General features: G+C 72.4%; 20 protein-coding genes and 2 riboswitches. Of the genes, 5 read left to right on the top strand and 15 right to left on the bottom strand.

Translation table 11 applies throughout. The features are described from left to right. Nucleotides 1-35: 35 nt before the first annotated feature. The 4 genes from MUU72_RS26720 to mnmA form a co-directional block, all read right to left on the bottom strand. Complete coding sequence (locus tag MUU72_RS26720) at nt 36-578, bottom strand: LOG family protein (protein ID WP_248015968.1); 543 nt, start codon at nt 576-578, stop codon at nt 36-38. Between the two features lie 58 nt (nt 579-636). Then, nucleotides 637-2,013, bottom strand: coding sequence for an NADP-specific glutamate dehydrogenase (gdhA, locus tag MUU72_RS26725; protein WP_248015969.1), 1,377 nt, complete (start codon nt 2,011-2,013; stop codon nt 637-639). 189 nt (nt 2,014-2,202) lie between these two features. Then, complete coding sequence (locus tag MUU72_RS26730) at nt 2,203-2,952, bottom strand: VC0807 family protein (protein WP_248015970.1); 750 nt, start codon at nt 2,950-2,952, stop codon at nt 2,203-2,205. 150 nt (nt 2,953-3,102) lie between these two features. Continuing rightward, on the bottom strand, nt 3,103-4,254 hold the full coding sequence (gene mnmA, locus MUU72_RS26735; RefSeq protein WP_248015971.1) for a tRNA 2-thiouridine(34) synthase MnmA: 1,152 nt from the start codon (nt 4,252-4,254) through the stop codon (nt 3,103-3,105). A gap of 54 nt (nt 4,255-4,308) precedes the next feature. Here mnmA and MUU72_RS26740 point away from each other — a divergent pair, with 54 nt between their 5' ends. Continuing rightward, nucleotides 4,309-5,139: an N-acetylmuramoyl-L-alanine amidase gene (locus MUU72_RS26740; protein ID WP_248015972.1), complete on the top strand. Its 831-nt coding sequence runs from the start codon at nt 4,309-4,311 to the stop codon at nt 5,137-5,139. Here MUU72_RS26740 and MUU72_RS26745 read toward each other — a convergent pair. Both MUU72_RS26745 and MUU72_RS26750 read right to left on the bottom strand, forming a co-directional pair. After that, entirely contained in the window at nt 5,136-6,305 is a 1,170-nt protein-coding gene (locus tag MUU72_RS26745) for a cysteine desulfurase family protein (RefSeq protein ID WP_248015973.1), read from the bottom strand. The genes MUU72_RS26740 and MUU72_RS26745 overlap by 4 nt on opposite strands. Before the next feature lie 307 nt (nt 6,306-6,612). Then, complete coding sequence (locus MUU72_RS26750) at nt 6,613-7,476, bottom strand: thioesterase family protein (protein WP_248015974.1); 864 nt, start codon at nt 7,474-7,476, stop codon at nt 6,613-6,615. Between the two features lie 127 nt (nt 7,477-7,603). Here MUU72_RS26750 and MUU72_RS26755 point away from each other — a divergent pair, with 127 nt between their 5' ends. Beyond that, the gene (locus MUU72_RS26755) at nt 7,604-8,239 is read left to right on the top strand and encodes a trimeric intracellular cation channel family protein (protein WP_248015975.1); all 636 of its coding nucleotides are present in this window, start codon (nt 7,604-7,606) and stop codon (nt 8,237-8,239) included. Nucleotides 8,240-8,259: 20 nt separating this feature from the next. On the opposite strand, the gene MUU72_RS26760 is transcribed toward MUU72_RS26755, so the two are convergent. From MUU72_RS26760 to MUU72_RS26800, 9 genes are all read right to left on the bottom strand, one after another. Then, nucleotides 8,260-9,669, bottom strand: a complete 1,410-nt coding sequence (locus tag MUU72_RS26760; protein ID WP_248015976.1) for a M1 family metallopeptidase — start codon at nt 9,667-9,669, stop codon at nt 8,260-8,262. A gap of 98 nt (nt 9,670-9,767) precedes the next feature. After that, nucleotides 9,768-10,844, bottom strand: a complete 1,077-nt coding sequence (locus MUU72_RS26765; RefSeq protein ID WP_248015977.1) for an ABC transporter ATP-binding protein — start codon at nt 10,842-10,844, stop codon at nt 9,768-9,770. 14 nt (nt 10,845-10,858) lie between these two features. Beyond that, entirely contained in the window at nt 10,859-11,968 is a 1,110-nt protein-coding gene (locus MUU72_RS26770) for an ABC transporter ATP-binding protein (protein WP_248015978.1), read from the bottom strand. Further along, nucleotides 11,965-12,975, bottom strand: a complete 1,011-nt coding sequence (locus MUU72_RS26775; protein ID WP_248015979.1) for an ABC transporter permease — start codon at nt 12,973-12,975, stop codon at nt 11,965-11,967. Before MUU72_RS26775 ends, MUU72_RS26770 begins: the two co-directional genes overlap by 4 nt. Nucleotides 12,976-13,053: 78 nt before the next feature. Further along, the gene (locus MUU72_RS26780; protein ID WP_248015980.1) at nt 13,054-14,802 is read right to left on the bottom strand and encodes an ABC transporter substrate-binding protein; all 1,749 of its coding nucleotides are present in this window, start codon (nt 14,800-14,802) and stop codon (nt 13,054-13,056) included. Nucleotides 14,803-14,890: 88 nt separating this feature from the next. After that, nucleotides 14,891-15,889, bottom strand: a complete 999-nt coding sequence (locus MUU72_RS26785) for an ABC transporter permease (protein WP_248015981.1) — start codon at nt 15,887-15,889, stop codon at nt 14,891-14,893. A 451-nt stretch (nt 15,890-16,340) separates the two neighbouring features. Continuing rightward, the gene (locus MUU72_RS26790; protein ID WP_248015982.1) at nt 16,341-17,129 is read right to left on the bottom strand and encodes an enhanced serine sensitivity protein SseB C-terminal domain-containing protein; all 789 of its coding nucleotides are present in this window, start codon (nt 17,127-17,129) and stop codon (nt 16,341-16,343) included. Between the two features lie 52 nt (nt 17,130-17,181). Next, nucleotides 17,182-18,024, bottom strand: a complete 843-nt coding sequence (locus MUU72_RS26795) for an enhanced serine sensitivity protein SseB (RefSeq protein ID WP_248015983.1) — start codon at nt 18,022-18,024, stop codon at nt 17,182-17,184. A gap of 145 nt (nt 18,025-18,169) precedes the next feature. Continuing rightward, a complete protein-coding gene (locus MUU72_RS26800; RefSeq protein ID WP_248015984.1) occupies nt 18,170-18,880 on the bottom strand; it encodes an AAA family ATPase in 711 nt (236 codons plus the stop codon). A gap of 259 nt (nt 18,881-19,139) precedes the next feature. Then, a riboswitch (glycine riboswitch) is annotated at nt 19,140-19,235 on the top strand. Then, nucleotides 19,236-19,351: riboswitch (glycine riboswitch) on the top strand. Between the two features lie 33 nt (nt 19,352-19,384). Between MUU72_RS26800 and gcvT the strand changes: the two genes are divergently transcribed. The 3 genes from gcvT (at nt 19,385) to glyA (ending at nt 22,359) form a co-directional block, all read left to right on the top strand. Beyond that, complete coding sequence (gene gcvT, locus MUU72_RS26805) at nt 19,385-20,503, top strand: glycine cleavage system aminomethyltransferase GcvT (RefSeq protein ID WP_248015985.1); 1,119 nt, start codon at nt 19,385-19,387, stop codon at nt 20,501-20,503. A 121-nt stretch (nt 20,504-20,624) separates the two neighbouring features. Then, a complete protein-coding gene (gene gcvH, locus MUU72_RS26810; protein WP_248015986.1) occupies nt 20,625-21,002 on the top strand; it encodes a glycine cleavage system protein GcvH in 378 nt (125 codons plus the stop codon). A 97-nt stretch (nt 21,003-21,099) separates the two neighbouring features. Further along, a complete protein-coding gene (glyA, locus tag MUU72_RS26815; RefSeq protein ID WP_248015987.1) occupies nt 21,100-22,359 on the top strand; it encodes a serine hydroxymethyltransferase in 1,260 nt (419 codons plus the stop codon). Nucleotides 22,360-22,409: the final 50 nt, after the last annotated feature.

Genomic DNA, 22,409 nt, shown 5'->3' on the forward strand with positions numbered 1-22,409 from the left:
CCCGCGATCCTACGGCGTGGGGTCCGGGCCACCGGTCAGCCCCCGAGGCCCGCCTGCTCCTCCAGGTAGGCCAGCGCGCCCGCCCCGTCCTCGGCGAAGAACACCAGCTCGGACAGGGGGACGGGCAGGAAGCCCTCGGCGGCCATCCGCTCGAACTGGGTCTTCAGACCGTCGTAGAAACCGGCGGTGTTCAGCAGCACCACCGGCTTGCCGTGCAGCCCGTGCTTGCGCAGCTCCAGGATCTCGGTGGCCTCGTCCAGCGTGCCGGTACCGCCGACCATGATGACGATGGCGTCGGCCCGGGCCAGCATCTGCGCCTTCCGCTCGGCGAGGTCCCGGGTGACGATCATCTCGTCCGCACCGGCCCGCGCCTTGTGCGCCAGGAACTCCACGGACACGCCGAGGAGCTTGCCGCCCGCCTCCTGGACGCCGTCCGCCATGACCTTCATCAGCCCGATGTCCGAACCGCCCCACACCAGGGCGTGGCCGCCCTTGCCGATCAGTTCGGCGAACCGGCGGGCCGGGGTGACGTAGCGGTCGTCGAGGTCGGCGGCGGAACAGAAGACGCAGATGTTCATGCCGTTCACCCTACGGCCCGGGTGCAAAGGCGTTCCGCACCCGGGCCCGGGCGGGCCCTCAGATCAGGCCCTGGTCCAGCATCGCGTCGGCGACCCGCTCGAAGCCGGCGATGTTGGCGCCCGCCACGTAGTCACCGGGCGCGCCGAAGCGCTCGGCGGTCTCGAAGCAGGTGTCGTGGATGTTCCGCATGATCGCGGCCAGTTCACCCTCGGCCCGCTCGAACGACCACGCCTCGCGGGCGGAGTTCTGCTGCATCTCCAGCGCGCTGGTGGCCACCCCGCCGGCGTTGGCGGCCTTGCCCGGGCCGAAGGCGACCCCGGCCTCCTTCAGCAGCGCCACCGCCTCGGGGGTGGTGGGCATGTTGGCGCCCTCGGAGACCGCCTTGACGCCGTTGCGGATCAGGACCCGGGCGGCGTCCGCGGCCAGCTCGTTCTGGGTGGCCGAGGGCAGCGCCACATCGCAGGCGACGTCCCACACGCTGCCGCCGGCGACGTACTTCGCCGAACCGCCGCGCCGCTCCGCGTAGTCGCTGACCCGGCCCCGCTCGACCTCCTTGATCTGCTTCAGCAGCGCGAGGTCGATGCCCTTCTCGTCGACGACGTAGCCGCCGGAGTCCGAGACGGTGAGCACGTTGGCGCCCAGGGCCTGGGCCTTCTCGATGGTGTAGATGGCGACGTTGCCGGAGCCGGAGACCACCACCTGCTGGCCGTCCAGCTCCTCACCGCGCCGCTTGAGCATCTCCTCGGTGAACAGCACGTTGCCGTAACCGGTGGCCTCGGTACGGGCCTTGGAGCCGCCCCAGGCCAGGCCCTTGCCGGTCAGCACGCCGGCCTCCCAGCGGTTGGTGATCCGCCGGTACTGGCCGAAGAGGTAGCCGATCTCCCGGCCGCCGACGCCGATGTCGCCGGCCGGCACGTCGGTGTGCTCGCCGAGGTGGCGGTGCAGCTCGGTCATGAAGGACTGGCAGAAGCGCATGACCTCGGCGTCGGACCTGCCGTGGGGGTCGAAGTCGCTGCCGCCCTTGCCGCCGCCGATGTTCAGGCCGGTCAGCGCGTTCTTGAAGATCTGCTCGAAGCCGAGGAACTTCACGATGCCGAGGTTGACGGACTTGTGGAAGCGCAGACCGCCCTTGTACGGGCCGAGGGCGCTGTTGAACTCCACCCGGAAACCGCGGTTGACCTGGATCCGGCCGGCGTCGTCCTGCCAGGGCACCCGGAACATGATCTGGCGCTCCGGCTCGACGATCCGCTCCAGGATCTTGGCGTCCGCGAACTCGGGGCGGGCCGCCAGCACCGGTGCCAGCGTCTCCAGGACCTCCAGCGCCGCCTGGTGGAACTCCGCCTCACCCGGGTTCCGACGGATCAGCTCGGCGTGCAGGGAAGCCAGCTCGGCGGTCAGACCGCCGTGCTTGACCTCAGATTGAACAGTCGACATGACTTCCGTTCCCTTCGTGGCCGACGAAAGCCGCGTGCCGTCCGGATCGCCGTTGAACCGTCGACGCGGGGCCTTGGATGTCCCGTCGCATCGCGAACCTTATGCTCCGGGCCCCGGCCGATCGAGAGCGGGGGTGCCCGGCTCGCCGATCTGTACGCGATTTCCCCAACTCCCCCGGCGCGCTCCGCCTCAGCGGCCGGCGGCCGCGGTGGCCGCGGCCGGGTGCCGCTCCGCCCCGGCGCCGTTGCCGGCCTCGCTCCCCGCCCGCATCTCCGCCCGGATCTCCGCCTCGACCTCGTCCTTGACCATCCGCTCCATCGGCTCCGCGCAGCTGCCACCGGCGATCAGCATGGCCGCCAGGACCGCCACCAGCGTCAGCACCGTGCCCAGCCAGACCATGACGTGCACCGGCAGGACGTAGACCAGGACGACCCTGACCACGCACTCGGCCAGCAGCGCGCTCCCCCAGATCGCCGTGAACCGCCGCTCCAGGCGCCGGAACCGCCCGCCGCGCCCCCGCAGCCGCTCCCACGCGGCGTCCCCCGCCGCACCGCCCTTCGTCACCCACGGCTTCAGCCCCGCGGTCATCAGCGGGCGCCGCGACCGCAGCGAGACCAGCAGCGCGATACCGGTGACGCTGCTGACGGCGCTGTCCTTGGCCATCATCAGCCGCGCGTCACCGGTCACCGTGCTGGTGGCCAGGCCCACGACGTTGACGACCAGCATCAGCAGCGCGAGGCCGTTGACGGACCGGTCCCGGACCAGGCCCCAGACCGTGCGCACCGCCGGGACGACGCTGCTCCAGGCCAGCGCGGCCACGTCGCCGAGGCCGAAGCCGCTGCTGAGGACGTAGTACGCCGCCATCGGAATGCCGGCGTCGACGACCAGCGGCACCAAGGACTTCGCGAACTGGCCGGCATCGGACTGCTGCTGACTCACCGTGTGCTCCCCCGCGTCGGGCGGAACGGCACCGTGCCGTTCCGGGTGCTCCCAGCCTCGGGCACGGGGGCGGGGGCCCGGCAGCCTCAACTGTCCCGACTTGGCGGTGACATTTGTCAGGGGCGGCCGCCGGGGGCACCGGTGCCGGGGTCAGCCGGCCTGGCGCTCCGGTGCCGCAGCGGCCGTGCGCCGGGTGGTGCCGGCGATCGTCGCCGAGCCGACCACGCGGGTGCCGTCGTAGAGGACGATCGCCTGGCCGGGGGCGACGCCGCGCACCGGCTCGTCGAACGTGACGCGCAGCTCCGCGCCGCCGACCAGCTCGGCGGTGACCTCGGTCTCCCCGCCGTGCGCGCGGAGCTGGGCGGTGTAGCGGGCCGGGCCGGCCTGCGGCGGGCGGCCGCACCAGCGGGGGCGGATCGCGGTGAGCGCGGTGACGTCCAGGGAGGCGGCCGGGCCGACGGTGACGGTGTTGGTCACCGGGGAGATGTCGAGGACGTAGCGGGGCTTGCCGTCCGGGGCCGGGCGGCCGATCCGCAGTCCCTTGCGCTGCCCGATCGTGAAGCCGTAGGCACCGTCGTGGCTGCCCAGCACCTCGCCGGACTCGTCGACGATGTCGCCCTCGGCGGTGCCCAGCCGCTTGGCCAGGAAGCCCTGGGTGTCGCCGTCGGCGATGAAGCAGATGTCGTGGCTGTCGGGCTTCTTCGCGACGAACAGGCCGCGGCGGGCGGCCTCTTCGCGGATCTCGGCCTTGGTGGTGGCGGTGTCGCCGAGCGGGAACATGGCGTGCGCGAGCTGGCGGTCGTCCAGGACGCCGAGGACGTAGGACTGGTCCTTGGCCATGTCCGCGGCGCGGTGCAGTTCGCGGGAGCCGTCCGGGCGCACCAGGACCGTGGCGTAGTGGCCGGTGCACACCGCGTCGAAGCCCAGGGCCAGGGCCTTGTCCAGGAGGGCGGCGAACTTGATCTTCTCGTTGCAGCGCAGGCAGGGGTTCGGGGTGCGGCCGGCCTCGTACTCCGCGATGAAGTCCTCGACCACGTCCTCGCGGAAGCGCTCGGCCAGGTCCCAGACGTAGAACGGGATGCCGATCACGTCGGCGGCACGGCGGGCGTCGTGGGAGTCCTCGATCGTGCAGCAGCCGCGGGCGCCGGTCCGGAAAGATTTCGGGTTCTCGGAGAGGGCGAGGTGGACGCCGGTGACGTCGTGGCCCGCCTCGGCGGCGCGGGCCGCGGCGACGGCGGAGTCCACTCCGCCGGACATGGCGGCGAGGACGCGGAGGCGGCGGGGGGCGGCGGCATCAGTCATAGCCCCTCCAGAGTAGACGGAACCGGAGAGCGGCCGGAAAGCGTTGTGGAAGGCATGGCGGCGACGGAAGAGGCCCGGGACGGGCGACGGCACGGTGCGCGGCGGCCCGCGGACGCGGCGGGGCCCGGTGCGGTCCCCGCCGGGGAGCCCGGTGCGGAGCCGGGTGCCGGGCCCGGCGGGGCGTCCGGCGAGCGGCCCGGGAAGCGCTCCCGGCTCACCCGGCGGCGGGCACTGCTGCTCGGCGGCGGTGCGGTGGTGGCCGCGGGGACGGCGGCGGTCGCGGCCCGCGACGAGCTGGCGTCGTGGTGGTACCGCCTGCCGGGGAACGCCCGCCCGCGCAGGGAGGGCGAGGTGGACTTCGCCGGCGCGCAGTGGTCGGCGGCCTCCCCGGCGAACTACCGCCTGGCCGGCCGCCCGGACGACTACACCGTCGACCGGGTCGTCGTCCACGTCGTCCAGGGCAGCTTCGCCACCGCCCTGAAGGTCTTCCGGGACCCGTTCCACGAGGCGTCGGCGCACTACGTCGTCCGCGGCGACGGGCACATCGCGCAGACCGTACGCGAGCTGGACGTGGCCTTCCACGCCGGCAACCGCGGCTACAACGAGCGCAGCGTGGGCATCGAGCACGCCGGGTTCGTGGACCGCCCGGAGTCGTTCACCCCGGGCATGTACGCCGCCTCGGCCCGGCTGACGGCCGCGATCTGCCGCCGCTACGGCTTCCCCGCCGACCGCGAGCACATCGTCGGCCACGTGGAGGTCCCCGGCACCGACCACACCGACCCCGGCCCGCACTGGGACTGGCCGCACTACCTGGCCCTGGTCCGCGCCGAACTGTCCCGCCCGGCGGCCTCCGCGGCCCGCACGGCGGCTCCCGCGGCCGGTTAGCTCAGCCCCGCGCCCCGCGCCCGTTCGACGGCCGGGCCGATGGCCTCCGCCAGGGCCGCGACGTCCGCCGCGGTGGAGGTGTGGCCCAGCGAGAAGCGCAGCGTGCCGCGGGCCAGGTCCTGGGACATGCCGGTGGCCAGCAGGACGTGGCTGGGCTGGGCGACGCCGGCGGTGCAGGCCGAGCCGGTGGAGCAGGCGATGCCCTGGGCGTCCAGGAGGAGCAGCAGGGAGTCGCCCTCGCAGCCGGGGAAGGTGAAGTGGGCGTTGGCCGGCAGCCGGCCGGCCGGGTCGGGGTCGCCGCCGAGGAGGGCGTCGGGCGCGGCCGCCCGGACCGCCTCGACCAGGTCGTCGCGGAGCGCGCCGATCTCCCGGGCGAACCGCTCCCGGTGCTCGACCGCGTACCGGCCGGCCGCGGCGAACGCGGCGATGGCGGGGGTGTCGAGGGTGCCGGAGCGGACGTGGCGCTCCTGGCCGCCGCCGTGCAGCACCGGTACCGGCGCGTACTCCCGCCCCAGCAGCAGTGCCCCGATGCCGTACGGGCCGCCGATCTTGTGGCCGGAGACGGTCATCGCGGCCAGCCCGGAGGCGGCGAAGTCGACGTCCAGCTGGCCCACCGCCTGCACCGCGTCGGCGTGCAGCGGGATGCCGAACTCCGCTGCCACCGCGGCGAGTTCGCGGATCGGCTGGACGGTGCCGATCTCGTTGTTGGCCCACATGACGGTGGCCAGCGCGACGTCGGCGGGGTTGCGCGCGACGGCCTCGCGCAGCGCCTCGGCGTGCACCCGGCCGTAGCCGTCGACCGGCAGCCAGTCGACGGTGGCGCCCTCCTGCTCGGCGAGCCACTCCACGGCGTCCAGGACGGCGTGGTGCTCGACGCGGCTGACCAGGATCCGGGTACGGGCCGGATCGGCCGCCCGGCGGGACCAGTACAACCCCTTGACCGCGAGGTTGTCGGCCTCGGTGCCGCCCGCGGTGAAGACGACTTCGCTGGGCCGCGCGCCCAGGGAGGCGGCGAGCGATTCGCGCGCCTCCTCGACGGTGCGCCGGGCCCGTCGGCCGGCGGCGTGCAGGGAGGAGGCGTTCCCGGTGACGGTCAGCTGGGCGGTCATCGCCTGCACCGCCTCCGGAAGCATCGGGGTGGTGGCGGCGTGGTCGAGGTAAACCATGGTGCGCTGATTCTACGAGCCGCCACCGGGAGCACACCCCGTGCGGGGGCGCATCCGGGCGGGCGCACACCGCAGCGGCGGACCCCGGGGACGCGCGCGCTCGCCGCGCACCCGGCGCGACAGGCGTCCGTCACGCCCCGGGGCCCGCTCCACCGTCGACAAGCCTGTAAGGAGTCATTAGCTTGATGCTCATGACACAGTGGGTACTGGACCAGGTGTTCCGGAGCGCGTCGGGCGAGGTGCGGTGGACCGTGCTGGGGCACGGCAACGGGGACGGGGGCGACCACCGGGCCCCGGGGCCGGCCGGTCAGCTCCGGTCGGCCAGGATCGTCCGGGCCAGCTGGCGGGACTGGGCGACCAGGCGGTCGGCGGAGTCCCAGACCTCGGCGTCCTCCTCCAGGAAGCCGCCGGCGAGGTTGCGGGTGGTGATGGCGACCCGCAGCGGGCCGGGGGCCGGGCGGTGGCGGACGTGGACGGTCAGTTCGACGGTGGGGACCCAGCCGGTCAGGCCCAGCTCGAAGGCGGTGGGCGGCAGCGCGTCGACGGTGAGCAGGAGGGACAGCGGGTCGGGGTCGCGGCCGTCGGCGAGGCCGAACCAGCCGCGCATCTCGCCCCGCCCGGAGGGCGCGCCCACCGCCCAGCCCACCGTCGCCGGGTCCAGCCGCAGGTCCAGGCGGCCGGCGATCGCGGTGCTGCCGGGGATGGCCGGGCGGCCGCCGGGGGCGCTGTCCGCACCGAGGCAGTGCTCGTAGGGCGGCAGCTCCGGCGGTTTGGCGGTGGTGCGGACGTCGTCGGGCAGGGCGGACAGGTCGCCGTAGGTGGCCAGCACCCGCAGCCGCTCGACCTCGGTGCCGTCCCCGTCGCGCTGGACGAGCGAGGCGGTGCCGGTGGACAGGGTGCGGCCGGTGCGGACCGCCTCGGTGCGGATGACGGCGGGGCCGGGCACCGAGGCGGTCAGGTAGTGGGCGGTGACGGTGAGCGGGTCCGGGTGCGGGAGCGCGTCGCCCAGGGCGCGGCCCATGAGGGCGAGGAGGTAGCCGCCGTTGACGGCGTTGATGATCGTCCAGCCCGCGGAGAGGTGGGTGTCGTAGACGCCCGGGGCGCGCCGGGTGACCGCGGTGTCGCGGTCGAACTCGCTGGGGGCCGCGGTGTCCGTGCTCTCCTGTGCCATGGCGGCACGCTACACCGATGGGTTACCGACCGGTAGTGCCAATGTCGAGGAGCGGACCGGGCTCCCGGGCGGGCCGGGTCCGGAACGCGGCCGGAGGACCGGATTCCGGGGCTGTCATGATGACCGCATGCTTCATGTGCTCTACCTGGTCGGGGTCGCGGCCTTCGCCGCGAGCGGCGTGCTGGCGGCCTACCGCGCCAACATGGATCCGTTCGGCGGCCTGGTCCTGGCCTTCGCCGCGTCCATCTCCGGCGGCACCCTGCGCGATCTGATCCTGGACCGCCGGCCGCTGTACTGGACGCACGACTGGGTGCTGCTGACGGTGATCATCTGCGTCGGCGTGGGCACCATGCTCTACCTGCGGTTCTGGTCGCTGCCGCGCAAGTCGCTGCTGGTGGTGGACGCCCTCGGGCTCGCGGTGGTCACGGTGATCGGCGCCCGGGCGGCCCTCGCGGCCGGCGTCACCCCGCTCGCGGTGATCATCCTGGCGGTGCTGACCGGCGTGGCCGGCGAGGTGATCCGCGACGTGCTGTGCGGGGAGTTCCCCCCGCTGCTGCTGCGCGAGGACGTCTACGCCATCGCCGCGCTCGCCGGCGCCTGCTGCTACCTGCTGATGGACCGCCTCGGCGCCGGTGCCACCCCCGCCGCGGCGGTCTCGGCGGGGGTGGTGTTCGCGCTGCGGATGGGCGCGGTCTACCTCGGGCTCCAGCTCCCCCGGCCGCAGCAGCTGCGCGGCCGGGGGCCGGAGCGGGACGCCCCCTAGTTCCAGGGCCCCCTAGCCCCTCACTCCCCCGGCAGCGCGGGCCGGCCGGTGGTGTCCAGCCAGGCGTGGAAGAGGTCGCCCAGCCGCTGCCCGGAGATCTTCTCGGCCAGCGCGATGAAGTCCGCGGTGTCCGCGTTGCCGTAGCGGTGCCGGGCGGTCCAGGCCGGCAGCAGCCGGAAGAAGGCCCGGTCGCCGATGCGTTCGCGCAGCGCCTGGAGGGTCATCGCCCCGCGCTCGTAGACCGCGTCGGAGAACATGGTGTCCCGCTGCGGGTCGGAGACCTTGATCTTCCAGAACGCGTCATCGGCCGGTATGGCGCGGTACGCCTTGCGGAACGCGTCGTGGGCGGTGCTGGTGCCGCGGTGCTCGGCCCACAGCCACTGGGCGTAGCTGGCGAAGCCCTCGTTGAGCCAGATGTCCTTCCACTGCCGGACCGAGACCGAGTCGCCGAACCACTGGTGGGCCAGCTCGTGGACGATGGTGCCCTCGCTGCGGACCGCCGAGTACGCCGGCTTGGACTGCACCTCCAGGGAGAAGCCGGCCTGCGGCATGTCGTCCACGATCGCGCCGGTCTCCTCGAACGGGTACGGCCCGAAGAGCTTGGACCAGTAGTCGGTGGCCTCGGCGGTGATGCCGTAGACGTCGACCTTGCCGGCCGGCAGGGTCGGGTCGGTGGCCACGTAGATCGGGGTGCCACCGGGGGTGGTGCCGGTGCGCACGTCGAACTTCCCGATGGTGGCGGTGGCCAGGTACGGCGCCATCGGGCGGTCCTCCCGCCAGTGGAACCACGACCGGCCGCCGCGCTCCCCGGAGCCGACCAGCCGCCCGTTGGAGACCCCGGTCAGGCCCTTGGGGGCGTCGATCCGGATGTCGTAGGTGGCCTTCTCGTCCGGGTGGTCGCTGGAGGGGAACCACGTGGAGGCCGCGTTCGGCTCGCAGGCGACGAACACCCCGTCCTTGGTCTTCATCCAGCCGTACTGCGAGCCGAAGACGATCGGGCCGCTGAGCGGCTTGGGGACGCCGTGGTAGACGACGGTGACCGCGAAGCGCTCGCCGCGGGCGAGCGGGCGGCCGGGCCGGATGACGAGCTCGTCGCCGGTTCTGGAGAACGCCGCCGGGCGGCCGTTGACCTGCACCCGGTCGACGGTCAGCTGCTGGAGGTCCAGATCGAAGGCGGAGAGCTGCTGGGTGGCGCGGGCGGTCAGCGTGGTCCGGCCGTCCAGCCGTCCGGAGTCCGGCTGGTAGCTGACGCCGAGGTCGTAGTGGAGGGGGGTGTAGCCGCCGTTGCCCAGGCCGGGGAAGTACGGGTCGCCGATGCCGGGGGCGCCCGGGGTGGCCGCGGGGGCGGCGGCGATGGTCGCGGCCGAGGCCACCGCGGTGGCCAGCGCCAGCCAGCGGGAGGAGCGACGCGCAGAACGGGAGAGTGCCATGAGCCGTCCCTTTCCAGAACGCGGAGATGATGAACAACCGCGCCGACTCTGCACTCTCCCGTCCGCCACCACCAGCGACTTTGCCAAGTCGTCAGGAGTTACTGGCCACTTGATGCCTTACCGGGGGCGTCACCGGCCGAACGTCCCGCCCCCGCGCCCGTGTTGTCCGGCGCGTTCTCCGGGTGGTGGCAGGCCACCCGGTGCCCGGTCCGCAGCTCGACCAGCGGCGGCTCGGTGGTGGCGCACTCCTCGGTCGCCTTCCAGCAGCGGGTGCGGAACCGGCAGCCGGACGGCGGGTTGATCGGCGAGGGCACGTCGCCCTTGAGCAGGATCCGGTCGCGCTGGGTGCGCCGCTTGGGGTCGGGCACCGGGACGGCCGAGAGCAGCGCCTTGGTGTACGGGTGCAGGGGTGAGGCGTACAGCGCGGCGCGGTCGGCCAGTTCGACGATCTTGCCGAGGTACATCACCGCGATCCGGTCCGAGACGTGCCGGATCACCGACAGGTCGTGGGCGATGATGACGTAGGTCAGGCCCAGCTCCTCCTGGAGGTCGTCCATGAGGTTGACGACCTGCGCCTGGATGGAGACGTCGAGGGCGGAGACCGGCTCGTCGGCGACCACCAGCTTGGGCTTGAGGGCCAGCGCCCGGGCGATCCCGATGCGCTGCCGCTGGCCGCCGGAGAACTCGTGCGGATAGCGGTTGTAGTGCTCCGGGCTCAGGCCCACCAGCTCCAGCAGCCGCTGCACCTCCTTCTTCACCCCGCCCTCGGGCGTGACGCCCTGGAGGCGGAACGGGGTCGAGACGATCCCGCCGATGGTGTGCCGGGGGTTCAGCGACCCGTACGGGTCCTGGAAGATCATCTGGATGTCCCGGCGCAGCGGCCGCAGCCGACCCGGGGACAGGTGGGTGATGTCCTGGCCCTCGAACTCGATGGAGCCGCCGGTCGGTTCGTCGAGCCGGGTGATCAGCCGGCCCATCGTCGACTTGCCGCAGCCGGACTCGCCGACCACCCCGAGGGTCTCCCCGGGGTGGACCTCGAAGTCGATCCCGTCGACCGCCTGGACGGCGCCGACCTGGCGCTTGAGCAGGCCCTTGGTGATCGGGAAGTGCCGGACCAGGCCGCGGACCTTCAGCAGCGGCCCGCCCTGCGGGGTGTTCTCGGTGGTCTCGGTCACAGTTTCCGTCCCGGTCACAGCTTCGGCGCAATCTCTTCGGTCCAGATACGCTCCCGCTCCTCCGGCGCCATGTGGCAGGCCGAGAAGTGCCGGCCGGCGACCTGCCGCAGCTCGGGGCGCACCGTGCGGGTGACGTTGTCCTCGGGGACGTCCGCGTACGGGCAGCGGGGGTTGAAGGCGCAGCCGGACGGCACGTTGATCAGGCTGGGCGGCGAGCCCTTGACGGGGATCAGCCGGTCGGTCTGGTCGCGGTCGATGCGCGGCATGGAGCCCAGCAGCCCCCAGGTGTAGGGGTGCTGCGGCGTGGCGAACACGGTGTCCGACGGGCCGCGCTCGACGCACCGGCCGCCGTACATCACCAGCAGGTCGTCGGCGAGTTCGGCGACCACGCCCAGGTCGTGGGTGATGATGATGACCGCCGAGCCGAACTCCTTCTGGAGATCGCGGATCAGGTCCAGGATCTGCGCCTGGACGGTGACGTCCAGGGCGGTGGTGGGCTCGTCGGCGATCAGCAGCTCGGGGTTGTTGACCAGCGCCATGGCGATCATCGCGCGCTGGCGCATCCCGCCGGAGAACTGGTGCGGGTGGTCGTCCACCCGCTTGTCCGGCTGCGGGATGCCGACCCGGTCGAGCATCTCGATCGCCCGCTTGCGCGCGGTCTTCTTGTCGACGTCGTGGTGGACGCGGTACGCCTCCACGATCTGGTTGCCGACGGTGTAGAAGGGGTGCAGCGCGGACAGCGGGTCCTGGAAGATCATCGCCATCCGGCGGCCGCGCAGCCGGCGCACCTCGTCCGGCTCGGCGGAGACCAGGTCCTGGCCGTCCAGCCGGATCTCGCCGGACATCTGCACCTTGCTGCGCTGCTGGCGGGAGGCCCGGTGCAGGCCCATGATCGCCAGCGAGGTCACCGACTTGCCGGAGCCGGACTCGCCGACGATGCCGAGCGTCTTGCCCTTCTCCAGGCTGAAGGTCAGCCCGTCGACGGACTTCACCAGGCCGTCGTCGGTGGGGAAGTGCACCTTCAGGTCACGCACTTCGAGGAACGCGGCGGGCTTCTGCTCCGCCGGCTCCGGCGCGGTCGCGGGCCGGGCCGCCGTGGTCTTGTCCTCGGAAGAGTCGGTCACGAGAGCCTCACCCGCGGGTCGACGGCGGCGTACAGAACGTCCACCACCAGGTTGCACAGAACGATGAAGAACGCGGCGAGCAGGGTGACGCCGAGAATGTTCGGCAGGTCGTTGGCGTTGATGGAGTCGACCGCGAAGGCGCCGACCCCCTTGAGCGAGAAGACCTGTTCGGTGATGAGCGCACCGCCCAGCAGCAGGCCCAGGTCCATGCCGAAGACGGTGATGATCGGGGTGAGCGCGGCCCGCAGTCCGTGCCGGACCACCACCCGGCGCTCCCGCAGGCCCTTGGCGCGGGCGGTGCGGATGTAGTCCTCGCTGAGCGTCTCCAGCATGCCGGCCCGGGTCAGCCGCGCGTAGAGCGCCGAGTAGAGGAACGCCAGGGTGACCCACGGCAGGACGAGGGTGCGGGCCCAGCCCAGCGGGTCGGTCAGCAGCGGTATGTAGTCGCTGCGCTGGAACAGCGGCCACTGGTAGGTGAACAGGGCCAGCGCCAGGGCGCCGGTGAAGAACATGGGGAGCGAGACACCGGCCAGCGCCACGCCCATCGCCATCCGGTCGAAGACCGAACCGGGGCGCAGCGCGGAGAGCACACCGGTGGCGACACCGGAGAGCACCCACAGCACGGCGGCGCCGGCGGCCAGCGACAGGGTGACCGGGAGCCGGGACTGGATCTCCGGCCAGACCTCGATGTGGGTCTTGAACGAGTAGCCGAAGCACGGCACGTGGCACCGCGCCGCGTCCGGGCCGAACTTGTAGTCGACGCCGGTGAAGATGCCCTTGAGGAAATCCCAGTACTGCTCGTACACGGGCTTGTCCAGACCCAGGTTCTTCTTCACCGCGGCGATGTCCGCGGCCGTGGGGGCCTTTCCGATGTACTGCTGGGCAAGCTGGTCGGTGCTCTGCCCGGCCAGTTTCGGCAGCAGGAAGAAGATGCCGAAAGTGACCGCGCTGACGATCAGCAGCAGGATCACTGCGCTGATCAACCTGCGGATGATGTACGAGAACACGGGGATGCGGCGCCGGTGCCGCGGGCCGGGAGCGACCGGCCCGCGGACACCAATGCCTTCACCTGCCTTCCAGGGCTGCTACTTCTTGACGCCGATGTTGAGGTAGTCGTACTCACCGCTGTAGGCCGAGGTGGACACCAGGTTGGTGGCCTTGGGCGAGCGGTACATCAGGACCTTGAAGTAGGTCAGCGGGACGAGCGCCGCCTGCTCCATCGCCTTCCGGTCGATCTCGCCGTACGCCTTCTCGCGGGCGGCCTGGTCGGTGTTGGCGATGGCGCTCTCCAGGAGGTTGTTGATCTCCGGGTCGTCCAGCTGCGACAGGTTGGTGTTGCCGGACTGGCTGATCGCCTTGCCGTTGAGGATCTGCTGGAGGTAGCCGTAGCCGGTGGGAAAGTCCGAGCCCCACTGCATCATGATCAGGCCGACGTTGTTGGACTTGTTGAACTCCGGCACACCGGCGTAGTCCGAGAAGTACTTGCTGGTCGGGTACGACTGGATCTTGGCGTTGATGCCGATCTTCTTCAGCGAGCCGATCACCGAGGTGGCCGCGTCGACCTCGTCCTGGCGGTCGTTGCGGGCCAGGATGGTGGTGCTGATGTTGCCCGCGCCGCACTTCTGCCAGTGCTGCTTGGCCTCGGTCAGGTCCAGGTTGTCGCCGTTGTACTTCTGCGGGTACAGGTCGAACTTCTGGAAGCCGGCGATGTCGGTGGGCAGGACCGTGGAGGCGATGTCACCGCGGATCGGGCCGCCGAGCGCGGTCTGCACGGCCTTCTTGTCGATCGCGTACTCGACGGCCTTGCGGCACTCGATGTTGTCGAACGGCTTCTGCTTGGTGTTGATCGCCGTGTAGACCAGGCGCTGGCCGAGCGCGTTGTCCGTGTTGGACTTCTGCGCCGGGTCGGTCAGCAGCTGGGCCTGGGTCTGGCCGTCGACACCGCGGCCGGCCATGTCGACCTGGGTGTTGCCGGACTGGAGGTCCTTGTCGATGGTCGACTGGGCGACCTTGAGGTTGAGCACGATCTTGTCCGGCAGCTGCTTGCGCAGCGGGTCGGTCTTCGCCGACCACTGCGGGTTGCGGACCAGGGTGAGGCGCTTGCCCTCCTGGTAGCTCTCGAACTTGTACGAGCCGGTGGAGACCACCGCCTTGGTGTAGTCCGCGCCCTTGTCCTTGGCCTGCGGGACCGGCGCGGTCTGCGGGGCGCTGACGAGGTAGTCGAACTCCGCGAACGGCTTCTTCAGGTGGAAGATGACGGTCTGCTCGTCGGGCGTCTCGATGGACTTGAGCCCTTCCTTGCTCTTGTCCTTGTACGGGCCCTTGTAGCCGCCCTCGTTGTCCACGAGGAACTGCTGGAAGTAGTTCGGGCCCAGCGAGAGCGTGTCGCGGGCGAAGTTGCTGCGCTCCACCGCGTACTTGACGTCCTGCGAGGTGACCGGCGTGCCGTCGTCGTACTTGACGCCCTTGCGCAGCTTGTACGTCCAGGTCTTGCCGCCGTCGCTGGGCTTGCCCATCGACTCGGCGAGGTCCGGGACCAGTTGGTTGCCCTTGGTGCCGGCGCCCGGCTTGAAGGTGGTCAGCGGGCGCGCGTAGAGCCGGCTGAAGTTGTAGACGAAGGCGTAGTAGGTGTTGCCCGGGTCGAACGACTCGGGGGCGTCGCTCATCGCGTAGGTGAGGGTGCCCCCCTTCTCGTCCGAGGCGTTGACTATCCCCTTGGTGGCGGCGTTGGCCCCGGCCGAACTGTCGGTGGACCCCTTTCCGCCACAGCCGGCCAGCAGCAGGCCCGCACTCGTGATGGCCGCGACAGTCGCGACCGGAAGTGACCTTCGCATGATGCTCGGTATCCCCTTCGTTCGTCGAGAAACGTCAGAAAAGAAACGGCTGAAAGATGAGGCGTCCGGTCAGGAACCCGGCGGCCGGTCAGCGGCTGCGCGGGTCCAGCGCGTCCCTCAGGCCGTCACCGAGCAGGTTGAACGCGAGCACGGTGACGAAGATCGCGAGGCCGGGGACGATCATGTACTGGGGATCGACCTCGTAGTACTTGACCGCCTGGGTGAGCGTGCCGCCCCAGGACGACTGGGGCGGCTGGATGCCCACGCCCAGGAAGCTCAGCGCCGCCTCGAAGAGGATGTTGGAGGGGATCAGCAGCGTCGAGTAGACGATGACCGGCCCCACGAGGTTGGGCAGGAGTTCCCGGAAGAGGATGAACGGCCCGCGCGCGCCCAGGCCGCGGGCGGCGGAGATGAACTCCCGCTCGCGCAGCGACAGGGTCTGGGCCCGCACGATCCGGCCCATGTAGGGCCAGTTGAAGAAGCCGATCACGAAGATCAGCACCGAGATGTGCAGCGGCAGGCCCTCCAGGCCGAACGCGCCGCCCTGGAGCGACGCGGAGATGGCGATGGCGAACAGCAGCAGCGGGAAGGCCAGGAAGACGTCCATCATGCGGCTGATGAACGCGTCCACCCGGCCGCGGTAGAAGCCGGCCACCACGCCGAGGACGGTGCCGATGGCCACCGACAGCAGCGTGGCGCCGAACGCCACCAGCAGCGACACCCAGGACCCTTCCAGGATCCGGGCGAGCAGGTCGCGGCCGAACTTGGGGTCCACGCCCAGCGGGTGGTCGGCGCTCATCCCGCCGAAGTCGCCCTTGGGGAGCGTGGTGTTGACGTCGATCAGGTCCTGGTGCGGTGCGTTCGGGTCCAGGCCGAACAGCGCCTGGAGCGGGCGGGAGAGCGCGGCGATCAGGATGAGCAGGATGACAACGATGGCACCCGCCATCGCGACCTTGTCGCGGCGGAAGCGGAGCCACGCGATCTGGCCCAGTGAGCGGCCCTCGATCCGCTTGCTCTCCACGCCTTGCAGCACCGCTTCCGGCTGCGCCTCAGCAGCCGCCCCGGTGGTCTCGATCGGTGCGGTCACGGTGCCTCAGAACCCCTCCCGGCCGACGGTGGCCGGCCTGTGCCCGCCGCGGTAGCGGCCTGGTGTCTACCTCACGTGGTGTTCCCCTGCCGCCATCTCCCCGGGGTCGTGCGGGAGTTGGCACCGCGGACGGGTACAGCGGTCCGGGCGACGCCGGTGGGGGATGGCGCTCGTACAAAGGACCGAGGTCCTTGCTGCGGGAGTCTTCATCGCCGTTGCGATCACTCACCAGCCCTGACGGGGAAAGGATGCGTAACTGTGATGTGGTCCGCGGCTTTCCGTTATACGAACAGCGGTTCGGGCTGAGCGGTGCGGCGGGTGCCGCAGCTCGGCCTCAACTCCGGTGCGGACAGGGAGAATTCGGCCGCGGACCGGCAGCGGAAAGCGCCCGTTCCCGGGGGGCGGGAACGGGCGCCGAAGGGGCCGGAGGCAGCCGCAGGGGCCGGCGGCGTCAGTAGGGCCGCGGGTAGCCGTACCCGTAGGTGGGGCCCGGCGCGGGCGGCTGGACGTAGCCGTCGCGGTCGAAGAACGGACGGGCGCAGGCCCGCATCCACATCCCGACCGGGTCGTACTCGTCGTTCATGGCGACCGTGGAGACCGGCAGGCCGTCCGGGACGGCGCCCATCGACTGCTGGATCATCAGCCGCGCGGCGTCCACCGACGGCTGCCCGGTGTCGTAGAGGTCCAGGCCGATGGCCAGATACGGGACGCCCAGGGCCGGTTGCACCCAGGCCCGGCGCAACGACCGCACCGGGAGCGTGCGGTGGGCGTTCTGCGCGAGCAGCGCGTAGAACTGCGGGATGTCGATGACCGGTTCGGAGATCCGCAGCGGGCCGGCCGGCAGCCGGTCCAGACCGCCGGCGATCCGGCGCAGGTCGAGCCAGGGGACGCCGACACCGCCGCCGGGAGCGTGCGGATTCAGCCACAGGCCCCAGCGGTCGGGGAAGAGGGCGGCGGCGATCTCGGGGCCGGTGACCAGCTCGTGGTCGCGGGTCCAGCCGGAGGCGGCCAGCTCGGCGGCGGAGGTCACACAGGGCGCGTAACCCAGCCCGTCGACCTCCATGTTGCCGTACTGGGCGTCCGGCATGCCGGCCCGGCCCTGCCACAGGAGCATCCAGACCTGCCCGTGCGCGAGGGCGTGCAGCAGCGCCTCGTAGGCGTCATAGCGCCCCGGTGTGACCTGTCGCAGCGTCTGCTCGACCCGGTCGGCCGCGGCTCCCTGATGCGCACCCGCGCTCACGTGGTCCGTCCCTTCTCCCGGCAGGGCCTGCGCCCGCCCGTCGTCCCCCAGCTTACGAGGGGTCCCGGGTGTAGAAGGGCCGCACGCTCTCCAGCATCCAGTCGGCGACCGGATCGCCCTGGGCGATGTCGAGCAGCACCAGCTGGACCGGCCAGGGCACCGGCACCGTGCCCAGCGCCCGGCCCAGGGCGGTCAGCACCTCGTCGCGGGCGGTGCCGTCCTGGAGCCGCTCGGGGGCGGTGTCCAGCTGCACGCCGACGAAGAGGGCGGGCGTGTCGCCCTCGACGCTGGCCAGGGTGCGCCGGGCGGTGCGCACCGAAGCGGTGGCGGAGAACTCCAGGCCGGCGGCGGCCAGGAAGTCCACCGGCTCGTCCTGCCAGTCCGGTTCGAAGAGCCGCACCCGGGCGCCGGCGGCCTGCGGGCCGTCCAGTTCGGTGCGGCCGGCCCGGCACAGCTCGGCGACCGCCGGCGGCGGCAGCGGGACGCCGACGGTGCCCTCGGGGTTGACCGCGATACCCAGCAGCGGTGGCAGGCCGCGGGCGAACTCCTGGGCGGGCGCGACGGTGTACGACATCTGCGTGCCCATCACCTTCACCAGCTCCTGCTCGGAGCTGAACACCGGGACGTAGGCGGCGCCGCCGATCTCCACGGTGGGCAGGTCGAGTCCGGGCCCGCCGGGGCCGGCGCTGTCCGGGCCGCCGCCCTTGGGCAGCGGCACCCACACCCGGCTGCGGCCCAGCGTCTCGACGATCCGCCCGCCGGCGCCGGGGTGGCCGAGGGACGCGGCGAGCACCTCTTCGAGTTCGTTGGCCGGCCAGGCCAGTTGCGGTATCCCCTGGTCCGGGACGTCCGCCGGCACCGCACCGTACTGCGGGACACTGTCCGGATAGTTCATCTCACCCACCCACTACTGGCCGCGCTGCCCGGCCGCCTGACCCTGGGGGCGGGCCCTGGGGCCCGCCCGGTGGATCAGACCCTAACGGGCGGACGGCCGCGCGCCGAAGCCGGCGGCGGCCGGGGCTCCGCGCCGGCCGCCGGGGTCAGCCGAGGTCGAGCCGCTCCAGGGCGCCGGCGGCCGGCCGGTCCAGCAGCACCGCGGAGCCCAGGCCCGCCGGGAGGCGGCGCGCCTCGGCCCGGGCGACCAGCCGGCCGACCGCCCGCCGGTGCCGGGCGAAGGCGTACCGCGACACCCCGCGCCCGCGCGCCCGCTGGCCGGTCAGCGCGGTGTGCGGCGGGACGTCCAGCAGCACCAGGTGCAGGCCGCGGCCGCCGCGCCGGGCCGTCCGGGCGAGCCAGCGGCGCACCCAGGGCAGCGTCCCGCAGTCGTGCACCACCACGGTGGCGCCGGAGCGCAGGGCGCGGCGCAGCGCCAGGTAGTGCGCGGCCCGGACCAGCGGGCGGTAGAGGGCGTAGGGCAGGCGGCGCAGCCGGCCGCGCTCCCAGCGGTCCCGGGTGTCCTGGGAGTCGACGCGGTGCACCGGGGCGCCGCGGCCGTCGCGGGCCGGCACCACCCGCCGCATCAGGGTGCTCTTGCCGCTGCCGGGCAGGCCGGAGACCACGACGAGGTCGCCGGGCGGGAAGCGCAGGGCGGTGCGGTGCGGGCGGCCGGGGCGGGCGGTGCCCCGCAGGTCGGTGACCGGGGCGGTGCGGGCGGGCCGGGGGCGGTCCCCGCCGGCCGTCCGGGGCGCGGCCGGTGCCGCCTGAGGGGGCGCGGCCCCCGCCGTGGTCGCGTACGCCGCTTCGCCGTGCACCGTGATCGCCCCTCCCCGTCGCCGGCCGGGTTCGGGACCCGGCCTGCCCGCAGAGTGTCAAGAAAAGGTAATGAGCGGCAAGGAGAATCCGGGGGACGGACCGGTGTGTCCGGCGGACGGCGCAGCGGTGCGGCGCGGGTGACCGGCCGCGGAGCGGCGGCCGGGGCTCCTTTATCGGGCGTTCCCGTGTAATGATGTGGCCGCCACGGGCGCACCACCGGTCCCCCGTGCACTGCCCGTCAACTGCATACCGGCCGCTTGAATCCGCGCGGGAGAGTTCCCGGCCGTCACGGCGGGGCGCCGAAGGAGCAAGTCCTCCCTTGAATCTCTCAGGCCCCTATACCGCGCGGGCGAGGCAGATCTGAAAAGCGAGCCACGGCCCGGCTGCCGGCGGCTCCACCCAAGGTGCAAACCGGGCCCGTCCGCGGGCTCCCGGTGAACCTCTCAGGTTCCGATGACAGATGGGGAGACCGTCTTGTCACCCCTGCCTGGGAGCCCGGAACAATGACTGATGCCCCCCGCCGCACGGCGCTGGACGCCACGCACCGCGCGCTCGGCGCGACCATGACCGACTTCGCCGGCTGGGACATGCCGCTGCGCTACAGCAGCGAACGCGAGGAGCACGTCGCGGTCCGCACCCGCGCCGGCCTCTTCGACCTCTCCCACATGGGCGAGATCACCGTCACCGGCGCGCAGGCCGGCGCCCTCCTCGACCACGCGCTGGTCGGCAACCTCGGCGCCCTCAAGCCCGGCCGGGCCCGCTACACCATGATCTGCCGCGAGGACGGCGGCATCCTCGACGACCTGATCGTCTACCGGCTCGCCGAGCAGGAGTTCATGGTCGTCGCCAACGCCGCCAACGCCCAGGTGGTGCTGGACGCGCTGGCGGACCGGCAGCCCGGCTTCGACGCGGCGGTCCGCGACGACCGGGACGCCTACGCGCTGCTCGCGGTGCAGGGCCCGAAGTCCCCCGGCATCCTCAAGAAGCTGACCGACGCCGACCTCGACGGCCTGAAGTACTACGCCGGCCTGCCCGGCACGGTCGCCGGCGTCCAGGCGCTGATCGCCCGTACCGGCTACACCGGCGAGGACGGCTTCGAGCTGTTCGTCCGGCCGGCCGACGCGGTCGCCCTGTGGGAGGCCCTGACCGAGGCGGGCCGGGACGCCGGGCTCGTCCCGTGCGGCCTGTCCTGCCGCGACACGCTCCGCCTGGAGGCGGGCATGCCGCTGTACGGGCACGAGCTGAGCACCGCGCTGACCCCCTTCGACGCGGGGCTGGGGCGGGTCGTGAAGTTCGAGAAGGAGGGGGACTTCGTGGGGCGCGCGGCGCTGGCGGCGGCCGCCGAGCGCGCCGCGCAGGCCCCGCCCCGCACGCTGGTCGGCCTGGTCGCCGCGGGCCGCCGGGTGCCGCGCGCCGGCTACCCGGTCACCGACGCCGGCGGCACCGTGATCGGCGAGGTCACCTCGGGCGCCCCCTCCCCCACCCTGGGCAAGCCGATCGCCATGGCCTACGTCGACGCCGCGCACGCCGCGCCGGGCACGGAGGGCGTCCGGGTGGACATCCGCGGCACCCACGAGCCGTACGAGGTCGTCGCGCTGCCCTTCTACCAGCGGCAGAAGTAGCCCCGGCGCCGGTCCGTCCGCGGTATCCGCCGCGGACCCGCGCCGTCGCGCCGGACGCCACGCGTCTCACTGAGCAAGACCCCTTTCACGATCACACCCTCGCGTACAGGAGAATCGAGCCATGGACAACCCCCAGCAGCTGCGCTACAGCAAGGAGCACGAGTGGCTGTCGGCCGCCGAGGACGGCGTCTCGACGGTCGGCATCACCGAGCACGCGGCCAACGCCCTCGGCGACGTCGTCTTCGTGCAGCTCCCCGAGGTCGGGGCCACCGTCTCCGCGGGTGAGACCTGCGGTGAGCTGGAGTCGACCAAGTCGGTCAGCGACCTCTACTCGCCCGTCGACGGCGAGGTCACCGAGGTGAACGAGGACGTCGTCACCGACCCGTCGCTGGTGAACTCCGCCCCGTTCGAGGGCGGTTGGCTGTTCAAGGTGAAGCTCAGCGGTGAGCCGGAGGATCTGCTCACGGCCGAGGAGTACACCGCCTTCGCCGCCGGCTGACCCCCCAGCTACCGCTGGGAGGGGCCAGGCCGGCACCCGCCACCGCTCGGGCGGGGCCGCGGCGCCCCGCCCGCTCCCCCTCTCTCCAGGAAGTCCCATGTCGCTTCTGAACAGCTCCCTGCACGAGCTCGACCCCGACGTCGCCGCCGCCGTCGACGCCGAGCTGCACCGCCAGCAGTCCACCCTCGAAATGATCGCGTCGGAGAACTTCGCCCCGGTCGCCGTCATGGAGGCCCAGGGCTCGGTCCTGACCAACAAGTACGCCGAGGGCTACCCGGGCCGCCGCTACTACGGCGGCTGCGAGCACGTCGACGTGGTCGAGCAGATCGCCATCGACCGGATCAAGGCGCTGTTCGGCGCCGAGGCCGCCAACGTCCAGCCGCACTCCGGCGCGCAGGCCAACGCCGCCGCGATGTTCGCGCTGCTCAAGCCGGGTGACACCATCCTGGGCCTGAATCTCGCCCACGGCGGCCACCTCACCCACGGCATGAAGATCAACTTCTCCGGCAAGCTGTACAACGTGGTGCCCTACCACGTCGACGAGAAGACCAACCTGGTCGACATGGAGGAGGTCGAGCGCCTCGCCAAGGAGCACCGGCCGAAGCTGATCGTCGCCGGCTGGTCGGCCTACCCGCGCCAGCTGGACTTCGCCGCGTTCCGCCGGATCGCGGACGAGGTCGGCGCGTACCTCATGGTCGACATGGCGCACTTCGCCGGTCTGGTGGCCGCGGGCCTGCACCCGTCCCCGGTGCCGCACGCGCACGTGGTGACCACGACCACGCACAAGACCCTCGGCGGTCCGCGCGGCGGCGTGATCCTGTCCACCGCCGACCTGGCCAAGAAGATCAACTCCGCGGTCTTCCCCGGTCAGCAGGGCGGCCCGCTGGAGCACGTGATCGCCGCCAAGGCGGTGTCCTTCAAGGTCGCCGCGTCGGAGGAGTTCAAGGAGCGCCAGCAGCGCACTCTGGAGGGCGCGAAGATCCTCGCCGAGCGCCTGGTCCGGGACGACGTCAAGGAGCACGGCGTCTCGGTGCTCTCCGGCGGCACCGACGTCCACCTCGTCCTGGTCGACCTGCGGGACTCCGAGCTCGACGGCCAGCAGGCCGAGGACCGCCTCCACGAGGTCGGCATCACCGTCAACCGCAACGCCATCCCGAACGACCCGCGGCCCCCGATGGTCACCTCGGGCCTGCGGATCGGCACCCCGGCGCTGGCCACCCGCGGTTTCGGCGCCGAGGACTTCCGCGAGGTCGCCGACATCATCGCCGAGGCCCTCAAGCCGTCGTACGACCGCGAGGCCCTCAAGGCCCGGGTCACCGCCCTGGCCGGCAAGTACCCGCTGTACCCGTCGCTGTGACGGGCCGGTCACCGGGGCACCACGGACCCCGGTGACCTCCCGGCGCCCCG

It is taken from the genome of Streptomyces rhizoryzae, assembly GCF_023155275.1.
Lineage (GTDB): Bacteria > Actinomycetota > Actinomycetes > Streptomycetales > Streptomycetaceae > Streptomyces > Streptomyces rhizoryzae.